Here is a 14,701-nt window from a genome sequence, read left to right as displayed (position 1 = left end):
TGGCTAAAGCCATAAAATAAGAGGAGAAATTTTACTTCTCCTCTTATTAAATCGGTTTGGTGTTGTTTGGTGTTGAAAAAATTATTTCATTAACAACCAGCTAGCTGGGATAGTTGTTAGAAACAGAACCACAATAGCTGATACTTCCATCATATTTAACGGTGTTCTTGCTTTGTTTTGCTTGCGAGCATATAGAAAAACTAATAATCCGGGAGCATATAGCACAACAGAAAGCAGTAAATTCATTAAACCTGATGCATAAAGCAACCATAAGCCATAAGTACAAGCACCGATAGCTATTGCTAATAAAGCTCGGCTACTGCGTTCAAAAGCCACTTTCATTAAAAAAGCGCCCACCAGAAAATAGGGCACAAGGATCATTTCTGAAGCAATAGAAAGTAATGTGTTGTAATTACTGCCACTTAACCAGATTAAAACCAAAAAGATCTGAACTACACCGTTTGTTATCCAAAGTGATGACTCAGGCGCTTTTTTGTTGTTTTGTTTATTAAATTCCTTCGGAAACGAACCGTGTAAAGAAGCAATGAAGGGGACTTCTGCGGCCATAATCGTCCAGCTCAGATAGGCGCCGCAAACAGAAATAATCAAACCAGCAATAATCACGATTTTGCCTGTAGCCCCCATTAATCCAACCATTAGATTAGCCATCGAAGGATTACGCATATCAGCTAATTCAGGACGAGTAACTAATCCCAATGAAAGTAGGGTAACGAGCACATAAACGCTTAATGCTGAAATAACGGCCATAATAGTTGCGAGACCGATATCTTTACGTTTCTTGGCTCGGGCTGAAACCACAACAGCACCTTCAACGCCAATGAAAACCCACAAAGTGATTAGCATCGTATCTTTAACTTGCTGCCAGACAGGAACGTCCATTTCAATACCAGTGAAATCAAAAGAGAACACATCCATTTTGAAAGCAATGACAGCCAAAACAATAAAAATACCTAGCGGCAATAGTTTTGCCATCGTTGCCAACTGGTTGACTACCGCAGCAGTTTGTACCCCGCGTAATACCAACCAATGAACAAACCAAAGTAAGATAGATTCACCAATCAACGATTGCCATGTATTTCCATCACCGAAAATCACTGAATGTTCGGTATCCGTAAAAAAACTTAATGCCGCAAAGACAATAACTAAATAAGAGACATTAGCGATAATGGCGCAAAACCAATACCCCCAAGCAGAACAAAATCCAACTAACTCCCCAAATCCTTCCTTTGCATAAGTAAAAATACCGCTGTCCAAATCAGGGCGAAGACGTGAAAGCAAAAGCAAGGACGTGGCTAAAAAGAGAATACCTATGCCTGTTATTCCCCAACCAATCATTAATGCAGAAGGACTGCCAACCTGTGCCATGTTTTGTGGCAAACTGAATACTCCGGCTCCAACCATAGAGCTGAGTACTAGTGCTGTCAGAGACGCTAGGCCTAATTTCTTTTCCAAAGATACGTTCCCAAAAATAATATAATCAACGCGATTAGCCAGAACAGTTGTCCTGAATACCGAACACATATTGGGCATTTTTAGTCAATAAACCTAAAAAAACAGGGGGATTCTACGGAGTGAAAGGATTGTATGCAATGGGTGACTATGCAAAAAAATATAAATTTTATGCATAAAGCTATGGTCCTCGTAAAATGTCACTTTGTTAAAAAATGTTTCTTCGAAGACAATGGTCACAAGAAATAATGAAAGGAACAGAATAAAAAAAGGCACAAAAATCTTTATGCCTTGTTCATAATCTGGAAAAGAGAGTTCTGATTATTTGAATAAATCAGCACTGATGGTGACATTACCACCATTAGACTGCCATTCTCTCGTAACGTGATAGTATTTTGCGCCTTTCTCTACCGCACGCTTTGCAACCTGATAAGAAACTTCCGGTGCAGTAGTGTAATAGCCAGAAAAAGTGATGGAATCAAAGGGAACCATTTGAGCAGCAGATGCTTTATTCAATTCTTGAATTTTTGCTCCGTTAGGTAGGGTTACAGTGTAGCGTCCACCTTTTGATGTCTGGGTTTCAAAAAAGCGTCCAATCACATTGCTTGTTGAAGTTGAAGAAGCAACACCCGGGATCTCCACTTTTTTAGCCTCTTCACCACCTTGTGCCAGAGCTTGGCGTCCAGCGTCAGAATCGGCAGGGATGACTGCATCATTAGATTGAATTTCACGTTTTGGTGCGTCTTCTTTATAGACATAGGCTGTGACTATCTGGTTTCCACCATTATTTGGGGCAATGTCACGAACTATAAAGAAAGATACCGCATCTTTCTTTTTGGCTGCTTTGGCAATAGCTTCTTTCATATCAGGGTCAGTAGGGTAATAACCATTTACTGTTACTGTATCGAAAGGTTCCAAAGTGGTCGCTTCTGTTTTAGGTAACTCTTTGATACCAAGATAGATACGGTAATTTGTTGTTTTATCTGCTTTTTCTGCATCTTTATGATATAAATCAGCTACAACACGCAAATTACCACGTCCATTGAGATCGTCTAGGCTTTGGATATAAAAACTCTCAGCGCCTTTTTTATCCGCCTGACGAGAAACAGCATCAGCCGCTTCATAAATTGCATTAAAACGACCAGTGACTGCGATTCGCTCAAAGGGTTTAAGCTCTGCGGCTTGTTCTGGGGTCAATTCTTTAGCCGCATGTGCAGCAGTAATCGAGGTTAATGAAAACACCGCTGTAGCGATGATCGTTGTCTTCAGCTTCATAAAAAATCCTTTCGCCTTGCGCATTAAAATATTTATAACGTGCTGAACATTGTTATGTATCACATAGAACGCAATTATTTACATGTAATAATGCCATACATTCTCATATTCACATAATTATTCACGGAACTTCATTTATTCTCGTGATTTTAAATGATTATTTTTCCATTGCTACCCCTATGACATTCAATGTTATTCATGAATTTTCATCTTGTTTCATGAGAAATGTGCAGATGATTGCATACATGACCTACATTAAAACCAATATTATTTTTTGAGGGAAGTGTTATGTCAATAACTGATTAATGATCAATGACAAACCCCAAGGAAAAATGGTCACTAAATCCGATAGAGACGACTTGTCTGTTCGTGTTTAACTCGACAACATACCGCCTGTGTCGCCTATAAATCACTCACCACCTGTCAAATTATAAGCCTTTCTGTGGATGGAGATTGATTGAGATAATGCCTAAATTAAGTAAAATTTCAGTGGCTTAGCCGTAGGATGAAATGGCCTTTAACTTTATTTAACAAATATAAATGAGGTATTTATGTCTGAAATTAATAAGCCAGAGAATACTGATCCTAATAACCCATTCAATCAAAAGCAAAAGCAATATCAGGCCAACGATGACAATAGCAATGTACCTTGGGGATCTTTCCCATGGGCGCTACTCCGGGTGTATTCGGGAAAATCTGTTACCCGTTTTGGTTGGATATCTAAAGTTAATTATATAAAGCTTATTCCAAGGTCAACGCGTGATAATGGAACCTATACTCTACCTCAGATTTGGATATGTGACGCATATAGTGAACAAGTTTGGACGCCAACCCAAGAAGATTTGATGGCGAATGATTGGGAACAGTTATCAGAATCAAAAGAGTATGAGATGAGTTTCGATCTCACTGTGGGAAGTGATGGTTCTAGATGGGGATATTCTTATGACCCCCGCGGTAAGCCTTTACATGGTTATTTTGGTAAGTTTCAGATACTTCCAAATAAGAATAAGGATGATATCACGAACAATATTATAGGTTCTTTTGCTTTCTACTACGATGTGACATCAGTAGATCCTATTATTCGGTGGAGTATAACAACTGAACCGAATAACAAAGCCTTAAATACAGTACTGGAACTGTTTAAATATAATTATCTTGCTATAAAAGCCGACAATGTATTCTATTATTTAGGTAAGTCATCAGATCCATTGATAGATAAAAATAATGTTCCTGGTGATGTTTATCTAGCTGCCAATATATATGATGAAAGTGATGACATAGACAGATTCGGTAGTTTATTGGAGAAATCAGTAGGAAAAACCATCCGCATTTATTGCTATTGGCGGTAACTATAAACTTATTTACAGGGCTTACCTTTTTCCTGAACTCAAGGCTGCGCTCCGGCATGGCCTTTTTCGTATTTACCATCGCAATCACCCTAATCATATCCCACCTCCGTATCCACACTGTACATCAAAGCCAACTATCCAGCGTCTAAAACCACTCCCAGCTCCAGCATGGATCCTACAGTGGTAACAGCTTTTGCATTTCTACTTTAAATTTTCCTTCATTTTTTCTATATAACCAGCATAGAATCAATTTCTATAGAATGTATTGAGTGTATTCTTATAGTTTGTACAATTGCGATTTTTACATACACGTGTACTTTTTTGTATTTATTAAATTTTATTTTTTATGACATTATTATGCTAGGTTATTGATATTATTTTTTGGTTGTTACTATTTTTTGTTTTATTGATAGGTCTTGCTGATTGAAGCAATAAAGTCAATCTAATCGTTAAATAGGCTTCAGCAGGTAATAATCGGTAATATTTCATTCTTATAGAAGGAAAAATTATGCATATTGGTGTACCAAAAGAGCGATTTTCCAATGAGGCTCGCGTTGCTGCCACTCCATTAACCGTGGAACAATTGCGTAAGTTGGGATTCATCGTTACTGTTGAGACGGGAGCAGGGCGGCTTGCCAGTTTTGATGATATCGCTTATCAAAAAGCAGGCGCCGAGATTGTAGAACATCACCAAGTTTGGCAATCAGACATTATTTTTAAAGTGAATGCTCCTGAAGATAATGAAATCGCCTTAATGAAAGAAGGGGCTACGTTAATCAGTTTTATTTGGCCAGCACAGAATCCGGAATTAATGGAAAAGTTGTCCGAACGCCAGATTACAGTTATGGCCATGGATTCCGTCCCGCGAATTTCCCGCGCTCAATCCTTAGATGCCCTCAGTTCAATGGCGAATATTGCGGGTTACCGTGCCATTGTTGAAGCCGCCCATGAATTTGGACGTTTTTTCACGGGGCAGATTACAGCAGCAGGTAAAGTACCACCAGCCAAGGTCATGATCATCGGAGCGGGTGTTGCAGGTTTGGCCGCAATTGGTGCTGCGGGTAGCCTCGGTGCAATTGTTCGTGCTTTTGATACACGTCCGGAAGTGAAAGAACAAGTACAAAGTATGGGTGCTGAATTTCTGGAATTGAATTTCAAAGAAGATGCCGGTAGCGGTGACGGCTATGCAAAAGTCATGTCAGAAGCCTTTATTAAAGCAGAAATGGAATTGTTTTCTGCGCAGGCGAAAGAGGTTGATATCATCGTTACTACCGCGTTGATACCGGGGAAACCAGCACCACGGCTTATCACCAAAGAAATGATCGATTCCATGAAGCCTGGCAGTGTGATTGTCGATCTGGCTGCCCAAAACGGTGGTAACTGCGAATATACACAAGCGGATCAGCTCATCGTGACACCAAATGGTGTAAAAATTATCGGTTACACTGATTTACCGAGCCGTTTACCTACTCAATCATCACAACTCTACGGAACCAATCTGGTTAATTTGCTGAAGTTACTGTGCAAAGAAAAAAACGGAGAAATCACCATTGATTTTGACGATGTCGTTGTGCGTGGTGTCACAGTGATTAAAGAAGGAGAAATCACATGGCCGGCTCCTCCGATCCAGGTTTCTGCCCAACCCGCCACCACACCAGCATCGCTGAAGAAAAATGATAAACCAGCAGAAAAACCGACATCTCCGTGGCTGAAATATGGAGTGCTCGCACTGGCTATCATTCTGTATGGTTGGCTGGCACATGTTGCGCCAAAGGAGTTTTTATCTCATTTCACCGTATTTGCTCTGTCTTGTATCGTAGGTTATTACGTTGTCTGGAACGTCAGTCATTCATTGCATACACCATTAATGTCTGTCACCAATGCTATTTCAGGAATTATTGTCGTTGGAGCAGTATTACAAATTGGTGAAGGGGGATGGGTAAGTTTCTTCTCATTTATTGCCGTGTTAATTGCCAGCATTAATATTTTTGGTGGCTTTACTGTCACTCAACGTATGCTGAAAATGTTTCGTAAAGGATAAGGGGTAACTTATGTCGAACGGAGTGGTTACTGCGGCATATATTGTTGCCGCCATTTTATTCATTTTCAGTCTTGCAGGGCTTTCCCGTCATGAAAGTTCCAAACGAGGGAACATTTTCGGCATCGTCGGGATGGCGATCGCGTTGGTTGCGACTATTTTGGGGCCTGACGCCGGTAAAGTTGGCTGGATTATTTTGGCAATGGTCATCGGTGCTGTCATTGGTATTCGGCTTGCTAAAAAAGTCGAAATGACTCAGATGCCGGAATTGGTTGCTATCCTGCACAGTTTTGTTGGTTTGGCAGCGGTTTTAGTGGGATTCAATAGCTTCATCACCCATGATATTTTTGCCACTCCGATTATGGAGAATATCCATCTGACGGAGGTTTTCCTTGGCGTATTCATTGGTGCGGTGACATTTACCGGTTCAGTTGTGGCATTTGGTAAATTGCGCGGAAAACTCTCTTCCAAGCCATTAATGTTACCACACCGGCATAAACTCAATTTGGCCGCGTTAATCGTATCCTTGATATTGATGTTCACCTTTATCAGAACCGAAAGTATTGGTTTACAGGTTTTCACGCTGTTGTTAATGACCATGATCGCACTCGCTTTTGGCTGGCATCTCGTTGCCTCTATCGGTGGTGCAGACATGCCCGTCGTTATTTCGATGCTGAACTCGTATTCAGGTTGGGCAGCGGCAGCGGCCGGATTCATGCTAAGTAATGATTTACTGATTGTCACTGGTGCCTTAGTGGGTTCTTCAGGGGCAATTCTTTCTTATATTATGTGTAAAGCGATGAACCGTTCTTTTATCAGCGTCATTGCCGGAGGTTTTGGTTCTGACGGCATTGCAACAGATGAAGAACAAGAAATGGGTGATTATCGTGAAACAACGGCGGAAGACGTCGCTGAACTGTTGAGAAACTCCACGTCAGTGATCATTACTCCGGGCTATGGTATGGCAGTTGCTCAGGCGCAATATCCAGTTCATGACATTACAGCGAAATTGCGGGAGAAGGGCGTGAATGTTCGTTTTGGCATTCACCCAGTTGCAGGACGCCTGCCGGGTCATATGAACGTATTGCTTGCTGAAGCTAAAGTTCCTTATGACATAGTTTTGGAAATGGATGAAATTAATGATGACTTTGCTGAAACAGATACAGTCTTAGTTATCGGCGCCAATGACACTGTAAACCCTGCTGCCCAAGAAGATCCTTCCAGTCCTATTGCCGGAATGCCGGTATTGGAAGTTTGGAAGGCCCAGAATGTTATTGTCTTTAAACGTTCTATGAATACAGGTTATGCCGGGGTACAAAACCCATTGTTCTTTAAAGAGAATACTCAGATGCTGTTTGGTGATGCCAAAGATAGCGTAGGAGCAATCCTTCGGACTTTATAGCTGAATAACATCACTCCTTAATAATCACCTAGGGCTTTGTGTTATAACACAAAGCCCTTTTTTACTAACATGAGGTAACCTAAGTCCGTAGAACGTAGAACGTAGAACGTAGTTTTAATCTGAGGCTAAATATTTTTGAGGATGATGATGAAATTGTATTAAATAATATTTTCAGTGCGATATGACTATTTGTATTTAATTGTTTTTTGACACACAAATAAAAAAAGCAAATAATGACCACTAACAATAATGTGTTAGTATGGTCATAAATGACTTTAATTCTATTTTTATAACTATGATTACTCATTATAATTCAAGGAATTTTTATTTAAAGGCTAAAGCCCTACCTTACTTTCCATTTCAAAAAATATTTATTGAATAGTGTATATCTAAAATATAGATATGCTGTTTCCCTGTATTAAAAAATAATAGTTGGGAACATACATTATCTAATATCTCATTTTCTGTATAAAAACATTTTCGGAACATTTATTTTTTCCTCTCTGTGAAAGTAAAGGGTTTAAGGTGTTTTACAGTAGTTAATAACAGAATGAAAATAAATAAATCACTTCCAAATCCGGCAAAACAAATACCTGAATAATCTGATAGAGCAAGACCATCGAAATATCAAACGACGGGTGCGAGCGATGCTTGGGTTCGGCTCGTTCAGAAGAGCCCAGACCCTGCTGGTAGGAATTGAATTGGTGCACATGATACGCAAAGGGCAGTTTCAACATCCACAAGGGCAAGGATTGTCATCGGCACAACAATTCTATCTGCTAGCAGCCTAAAAAATCAGCAAGCCGACTTTCTGATAACTTTCAAACCTTAATGCAACACAACCTTTCCGAATGAAAACAGTCTGATGAAACTGCTTTATCTGGGGCTTCGCAATGCACAGGAAAAATGGACAATGCCAATACAGAGCTGGAATCTAACGCTGTCGCAACTCTATATTTACTTTGAAGGGCGTTTGGATAATGTGATAACGTTGTAACCGCTAAATTAACGTGACACAGAATTCTGAACGCACTCTTAATTTAACTCATGCTAATAACATCGGATAATAAAGATTTAAAATTGAAACCATTAATTAGCTAACATTATTACATGTATAACAATGAGTTGAAGGAGTCTATGTGTAGCATAATTATGAATTGTTATTTAGCTATGCGTCACATGAATATCTTTTTTAACTGATGAATATCTTTTTTAACTGATGGAAAAAGCTTGAAATTGCATTAATATTATTAATTGTATAGCTTAAATGTCACATTCAATTGATTTTTGTAAAGTAGATAAATCTTTTTTCACTTAGTTTCAGGTATTTATCATTTAAAAAATAAGTTTATAGGCGGATGTATTCATTCTCATGGGAATTATTTTTCGGGGTTTTCCGCCGAATTATTTATACGGTTATTGAGTATTTATTGTGATAACAAAAATAGTCATTTAGAGAGATAAAATCCAAATGAAAACGCATATTCTACATTTTGACCTAGCTCAAGGCCATTTACGTACCCAATCCAGTCAATTAACCCTTTGGGTTGGTGAATATAATATACCGTTACAAGAACATGATGAGTCAAGTTTAGCCAGAGCAGCTGGAGAAAATCCTGCAATAGATATGGTTCTGCGTTACGGTTCACACAATATTAGCCATTTCGCGGAGGTATCTGAACACTATTTTTTACCTCATCACGTTACGCTAATTAAAGTGGTTGGTGATAAATCCGGGCCTTATCGTTCTTCGTTACCGGTTCTTTACCATCTTTCTTACCATATCCCTAATGCTCATTTACGTCGTTATGCCAAACGTAACATAGAAAAACTGGCCGTAAATAATATAGCGGCGGCTTTGCCAGGTAAACTTAGCGCTCTCGGTGTTAATAGCCAACATTTAGCACGAAACCCTATTCATTGTAGCGATTTGTTGGTTGCGGCTAATGAAGTGAAAACACCATGGGAGGTTGCCTGTTCTATTGTGTTTTCCCACCCGGAATTGTCTAACAGTCAGGCTTATGCAGCATCAATTGTGATGAATGCACATATTGCCCCACCGCAGGAAATAGACCCACAGCAATATAACCGGGTTTATGAATTGGCTATATCAATATCGAGTCAGGGACCTGCGACAGAGACAAGCGGTTTTGCTACTTATGGCCAATTGGTTGACCCTGATGGCAACAAGATGGTTTACGAATTTGACTGGGTGGGTCAAGATGGGCAGGTGATTTTCGCCGAAGGTGATCCGGTGATGCAATATAATCTATCGGATGAAACAGAGAATTATTCAGGATCACCGGCCTCTAATGCGCTGAAAACTTCACATAATGATACCCGTTTGCAAAATCATAACTGGAGTGTCAGCCAAAGTGCGTCTCTCGACGTTACCGAATTCAAAGATCAAGCTTCAGTATTGAATGCTCCGCGAAATACCAGTCAAATTTGGACAGCCACTAACCGTACACCTAATCATGGTATGGATGTGTATCCTGACAGCATCCATTACGATCCCGGCCAGAGCCATTTTTCCATTGATTTTAAGAATAAATATTTACGTCAATTAGGTGTTTATATTCAATTCTTTAAAGACACTCAGATGAAACAGCCGATCGATAATCCAACAGTTGATGGTGATTGGCCGTTTTATTTCCCTAAAGAATTGGCGGCATTATTCGAAACGCCATCGCAAAAAGCCCTTGGGGTGTTGGCTAACGTCAATACGATCATGGGAATTCCGATGCCCACTGATCCCACTAATTTTGGTTTGCCTTGGCCGGCTGAAGCCCAAGCCGCTAAGTTCTTGTTTGGCGGTTTGGGAACTTCCCGTTGGGATAACCCGATTGTTTGGCCGGGTGTGATTTTAACCGGTATGTTCCAGTACGGTATTCCGTCTCTGATTATGTTGGCTGGCGCCGCAGTGACCAATACTCAGTGGTATAAAGATTTTATTTCTAATAAAGATAACGTTGCCATATTAGCAGGTATTGCTTTCCCATTGATTGTCGGTGGTGCCGCTGTCGGTTCAGCGTTATTCAATACTAAAAAAGCACTCACCATTTTAGCCAGTATTGGCATTGGTATTTTGGCTAAAAAAGGGCTGGAAGAGTTAGCCACTTATGTGACAGCCCAGATAGCAGCCAGTGCAGCGGCTCAGGCGGTTCCTGTGGTGGGTTGGGCATTTAGGATTGCTGCAATTGCGCTAGATTTGGCTCAGATTGCAGTGACTACAGGGGAATTGCTCTCTACGCCAGCCACTTTGGAAGTGGATATCAAGCGCCAGATGACGTTGGCTTTTACCCTGCATCCCGATCCAGCTCATGGTGAAGTGGGGCGCCCAGAAACCGCAATCTGGCCGCCGGTGGGAGTGCAGTGCCAGGTGACAGTCGAATATACCAACGGCACCTACTACACCCAGACTATTCCATTACCTACAACCGGTTCCAATACGCCGCTAATTTTTAATTTCAATTCGGTTGGTTGGGGTGGAACCCTGAAAATTAAGGCTAATGTTTATTCCGCTACTGGTTGGTTAGCGGGGAGCTACGTCAGTGAGCTGCTGAATGCGCAACCAGACGATCATAATGAAGGCATTATGCACGTCAGTAACAATATAAAAGAGATGTTGGTGCCTCTGACTCAGGTGACGCAATACGAATATTGGGAACAGCTGTCTTACGATAGCGATAAAAAAGAGTATCAGTGGATTGAAGGCAGTGTGCCGTTGGAAACCCAATCTTCAACCAATTGCAGCAATGTAGGTAATAACATCTGCAAGCTGGTCAATATGACAATACTGAATTCAGATTATCAGGTGGGTTATTGCTACCAGGCTTCCGGTCAGAATATCCCACTGGAAGATCCATCAAGCCCTCCAAATAGCGGTCAGATGTATGTGTTGCAAAACATTTCCACTTTGAGCAACGACATGCTGAATGAGCGTTTGAAATTATCCGAGGTGGGTTTCAAAGTACAACCCCTGATCAGCTATAACAGTTTTAGCGAAGGGCCGGACGACAAAACCATCACCCCTTATAACTTTATTATTGACTCACGATTCGGCGAATATCACTTGCGTCGAGTGGACCTGCGCGACGGCAAACATGATTTTAGTTTGCCGGATAATCCGCTGTCTTGGGGATCGTTTACGATTCCTCATCTAGATGCAATGGTGGTTCATCCGAGCGGTTATGTTATTGCAGTCAGTTGGCAATACAGCAAGATGCAGATCCTGCCGTTGGGTGATCAGGGTTACCAGGATGCTCAAGCACCTGCGGCCCAGATTGTCTCTGGCGAGGGGATTCGACAAGGGCTCATGCATGGGCCAATTGCCCTGACTGTCACGCCAGATGGTCGCATCTTATTATTGGAAACAATCAATACCCGTATTCAGGCGTTCGATACTAAAGGGAACCCATTCCCAAGTTTTCCAGGGGCAAAACTGTTTAAACTACCTACTGCTGAGTACCAGGCAACACTGGATGCCCAGATGTTCTCTCCTGCATTACAACAAGCATTTCGTGAACAAGGGCTGACATTCTTGTTTAGTAACAGTGATCCGAGCTTTATTCATTCACTGGATGCCGGAGTGCTGGATGAGCAGATTATTGCTGCCTTTGCTGAGGACGGGATCTATCTGAGTTATAACCAGACCGCAGACGGTAATATTGACCCAGTTGGTAGCACAACGGTTGATGTGATACAGCAAGGACAGAGCTGGTTGGTATATGATCCGCAGAAACCCGCAACTTACACGCTAACGGCTCAAGGGCCAACGGTATCCGTATATAACGATTTGAGTAACGTGCGGGTCATTGCTATCGGTCAAGGTGTCAAATGGCAAATTGATGATCTTGCTGGCGCCCGCTCTTGGTTGTTAACTCTTGATGTAACGAATCCTGCTGAAATTATAGTCGCTGATTATCTGTCCTATATGCCGCTGAATAAGCCAGCCGGAATAACTTATCTGGATATAGCGGTTGAATCTAAGGGATATATTTATATTTTGTCGCACCGTAATCAAGGGCGCGATCCAACAGACTATATCCTTGATATCTATGAGCCTGACGGTAAGTTCCTGGTCACTGTCCCTGATTCAACGCTGGTACCTGATCCGACTAAACGCCAGCATATTGTGGCGGCGCATTTGGCGATAGCTCCCTTCCGTACCTTGGTGGCGATGAATTACGGCAAGTTCCTGGGGGAAAATCAACGTACTCAACCGCAAATCAGCCAGTGGACACCAACCACACCGATATTCGATCTGGGTATCGATCAATTACCGATATTCCAGCAACCCGATATGGACAAAATCCATGTAGTCTTTGCTGAAAACAAACATCCTCTTAGTCATCAGGCAACTATCGAAACTATCAATAAAAATGGTTATTTCATCATTACCGATGTTGATACCCGTTACCCGGTCATTTCTACAGTAGATGGCAATAATTTGCAGATTATTTCTGTCTACAGTTTCTAGGAGAAAAATATGTTATTAAAAAGTTATAGTTCAGGATTTAAAACGATCTTGCAATTATTAGGTCTCTCGGAGAACGATGTAACGGAGAAAGTCGTTATTCCATCTTCGTCGCAAGGCTCTTTACGGCCTGACGACCCACAATCGTTGGCTCATTCTTACCAGTCAAAAGTGTTGTCAGCAAAGGATCTGTTAACCCTTTCTGGTATCCCCCCGGTTGAAGCGCCGATAAAATTTCCGGCAACCGTTGATGTTTTTGCGATTGGAAAATTGGTGATTGCTAATGGTGAGATTTTGGAAATTAGCAGCTCAAATTCACAGCCGATTGTAGTAGCGGTAGACACGCTGGTGCTTGAACAGGGTGGACAACTGATATGTGACGCTAATGTGATCTTAAATGTGCAAACTTATACCCAAACTGAGGAGAATACCCATGAATAAAATGAAATCTGTTGACGAAACTTTGGCTATGTTGCGTGAGCATTATCATTTGACCGATACAGAACGGCAGCCAAAACAATTGAAAACTTCGGACTTTGACGGGCCGGTAATATTTTCTCACGATCCAAAAATGGCTACGGTGCCACCCGCGTTTTTTACTGTACAGACTATACAGGAGTTGAAGGAGCTTGGCGGGGTGCCTGACAGTGAGTATGGCCCGGGCGGAATGGAACCCCATCATCCATTACCTGAACCCTATTCAGCTGAACGGTTGGCGAATGTCACCGGTAATCATGCTGATATATGTAAAGCTTTCCGTGCTTATATCTATGGTTATTCTCCTTTGGTCAAAGATTATGAAGATATTCTGAACGCTAAACGTTTTCCGATGAAAGTCGCGATATACAGTGGTAAAGATATCGTTGTCACCTCGAGTAACCAATTGATTGTTGGAGATAAAAAGAGTCACGGCACGCCTGTTATCTTGGTGTTTAATAAGATAACGATTGAACCTGGCGGTAAGATTATTCATTTGACTAATAGCACCATTAAAGCGAACGAAATTGTCATAACAACTCCAGATGATAATGATGATAAACCCATTGTAAATATTGGAGGTGACGGAGGCAAGGGTGGAAGCGGAAACAACGGTTCTGATGGAAGAGACGGCAGCAATGGTAATGCTGGTAAAGATAATAAAAACTCCTGTGCAACTCAGGCTACGGACGGTACCGCAGGTGGCAGTGGCACTGATGGCGCCGGAGGAAGTGATGGCAGTAACGGTGAGGATGCGGGTGATGTTCATTATAACTTAGTTGTCGTTAAAGGTTTTGTGAATATGATGACACAAGGCGGTAATGGTGGTGATGGCGGTAACGGTGGTAATGGTGGTAATGGTGGAAAAGGGGGGAATGGCGGCTCTTCTACCAGCGAATGTAGGGCTGGTAATGGCGGCAATGGTGGTAATGGCGGCAACGGTGGTAGATGTGGTAATGGTGGTAATGCGGGCGCTGGCGGTAACATCTATTTTACTTATAAGGACGAGAGTGCGACGTTCGGGGCTGAGGCGCTTGGCGGTACCGGTGGTAAAGGCGGCAATGGTGGTTCTGGGGGAGCTGGTGGTGGTGGTGGTTCGGGTTATATCGGTGGTAGCCCAGGTAAGGGTGGTTCATCGGGGACCACAGGAGCTGCCGGAAAAGCCGGTGCTGTAGGTTCAATTTATATCAACGGCAAAAAACAATAACCGC

General features: G+C 41.7%; 8 protein-coding genes and 2 pseudogenes. 8 read left to right on the top strand and 2 right to left on the bottom strand.

Annotated elements, in window-relative coordinates; translation table 11 throughout:
- Positions 1-81: 81 nt before the first annotated feature.
- Positions 82-1,473, bottom strand: a complete 1,392-nt coding sequence (locus tag FE394_RS04830) for a basic amino acid/polyamine antiporter (RefSeq protein WP_319925268.1) — start codon at positions 1,471-1,473, stop codon at positions 82-84.
- A 318-nt stretch (positions 1,474-1,791) separates the two neighbouring features.
- Positions 1,792-2,745, bottom strand: coding sequence for a DUF1471 family protein YdgH (ydgH, locus tag FE394_RS04825; RefSeq protein ID WP_319925267.1), 954 nt, complete (start codon positions 2,743-2,745; stop codon positions 1,792-1,794).
- 551 nt (positions 2,746-3,296) lie between these two features.
- Between ydgH and FE394_RS04820 the strand changes: the two genes are divergently transcribed.
- From FE394_RS04820 to FE394_RS04785, 8 genes and pseudogenes are all read left to right on the top strand, one after another.
- Positions 3,297-4,094, top strand: coding sequence for a Thoeris anti-defense Tad2 family protein (locus FE394_RS04820; protein ID WP_319925266.1), 798 nt, complete (start codon positions 3,297-3,299; stop codon positions 4,092-4,094).
- A 508-nt stretch (positions 4,095-4,602) separates the two neighbouring features.
- Entirely contained in the window at positions 4,603-6,135 is a 1,533-nt protein-coding gene (gene pntA / locus FE394_RS04815; RefSeq protein ID WP_319925265.1) for a Re/Si-specific NAD(P)(+) transhydrogenase subunit alpha, read from the top strand.
- Between the two features lie 10 nt (positions 6,136-6,145).
- Positions 6,146-7,534: a Re/Si-specific NAD(P)(+) transhydrogenase subunit beta gene (gene pntB, locus FE394_RS04810; RefSeq protein WP_319925264.1), complete on the top strand. Its 1,389-nt coding sequence runs from the start codon at positions 6,146-6,148 to the stop codon at positions 7,532-7,534.
- Between the two features lie 575 nt (positions 7,535-8,109).
- Positions 8,110-8,325 (top strand): annotated as a pseudogene (locus FE394_RS04805) (DDE-type integrase/transposase/recombinase); the annotation flags it as partial.
- 53 nt (positions 8,326-8,378) lie between these two features.
- Positions 8,379-8,531 (top strand): annotated as a pseudogene (locus tag FE394_RS04800) (IS256 family transposase); the annotation flags it as partial.
- A gap of 474 nt (positions 8,532-9,005) precedes the next feature.
- A complete protein-coding gene (locus FE394_RS04795; protein WP_319925263.1) occupies positions 9,006-13,016 on the top strand; it encodes a C-type lectin-like domain-containing protein in 4,011 nt (1,336 codons plus the stop codon).
- A 9-nt stretch (positions 13,017-13,025) separates the two neighbouring features.
- The gene (locus tag FE394_RS04790) at positions 13,026-13,454 is read left to right on the top strand and encodes a hypothetical protein (protein WP_319925262.1); all 429 of its coding nucleotides are present in this window, start codon (positions 13,026-13,028) and stop codon (positions 13,452-13,454) included.
- A complete protein-coding gene (locus FE394_RS04785; RefSeq protein WP_319925261.1) occupies positions 13,447-14,697 on the top strand; it encodes a hypothetical protein in 1,251 nt (416 codons plus the stop codon). The genes FE394_RS04790 and FE394_RS04785 overlap by 8 nt, the downstream gene beginning before the upstream one ends.
- The last annotated feature ends 4 nt before the right edge of the window (positions 14,698-14,701 follow it).

Origin of the sequence: Xenorhabdus littoralis, from assembly GCF_033949345.1 — a bacterium.
Lineage (GTDB): Bacteria > Pseudomonadota > Gammaproteobacteria > Enterobacterales > Enterobacteriaceae > Xenorhabdus > Xenorhabdus littoralis.
Note: the sequence above shows the minus strand (reverse complement) of the source record. Positions and strands in the feature narration are given on the sequence as shown.

Bases quoted from the DNA above. Each gene is read 5' to 3' on its own strand.
- ydgH (WP_319925267.1), bottom strand. From the start codon at position 2,745: ATGAAGCTGAAGACAACGATCATCGCTACAGCGGTGTTTTCATTAACC.
- FE394_RS04820 (WP_319925266.1), top strand. From the start codon at position 3,297: ATGTCTGAAATTAATAAGCCAGAGAATACTGATCCTAATAACCCATTC.
- pntA (WP_319925265.1), top strand. From the start codon at position 4,603: ATGCATATTGGTGTACCAAAAGAGCGATTTTCCAATGAGGCTCGCGTT.
- pntB (WP_319925264.1), top strand. From the start codon at position 6,146: ATGTCGAACGGAGTGGTTACTGCGGCATATATTGTTGCCGCCATTTTA.
- FE394_RS04795 (WP_319925263.1), top strand. From the start codon at position 9,006: ATGAAAACGCATATTCTACATTTTGACCTAGCTCAAGGCCATTTACGT.
- FE394_RS04790 (WP_319925262.1), top strand. From the start codon at position 13,026: ATGTTATTAAAAAGTTATAGTTCAGGATTTAAAACGATCTTGCAATTA.
- FE394_RS04785 (WP_319925261.1), top strand. From the start codon at position 13,447: ATGAATAAAATGAAATCTGTTGACGAAACTTTGGCTATGTTGCGTGAG.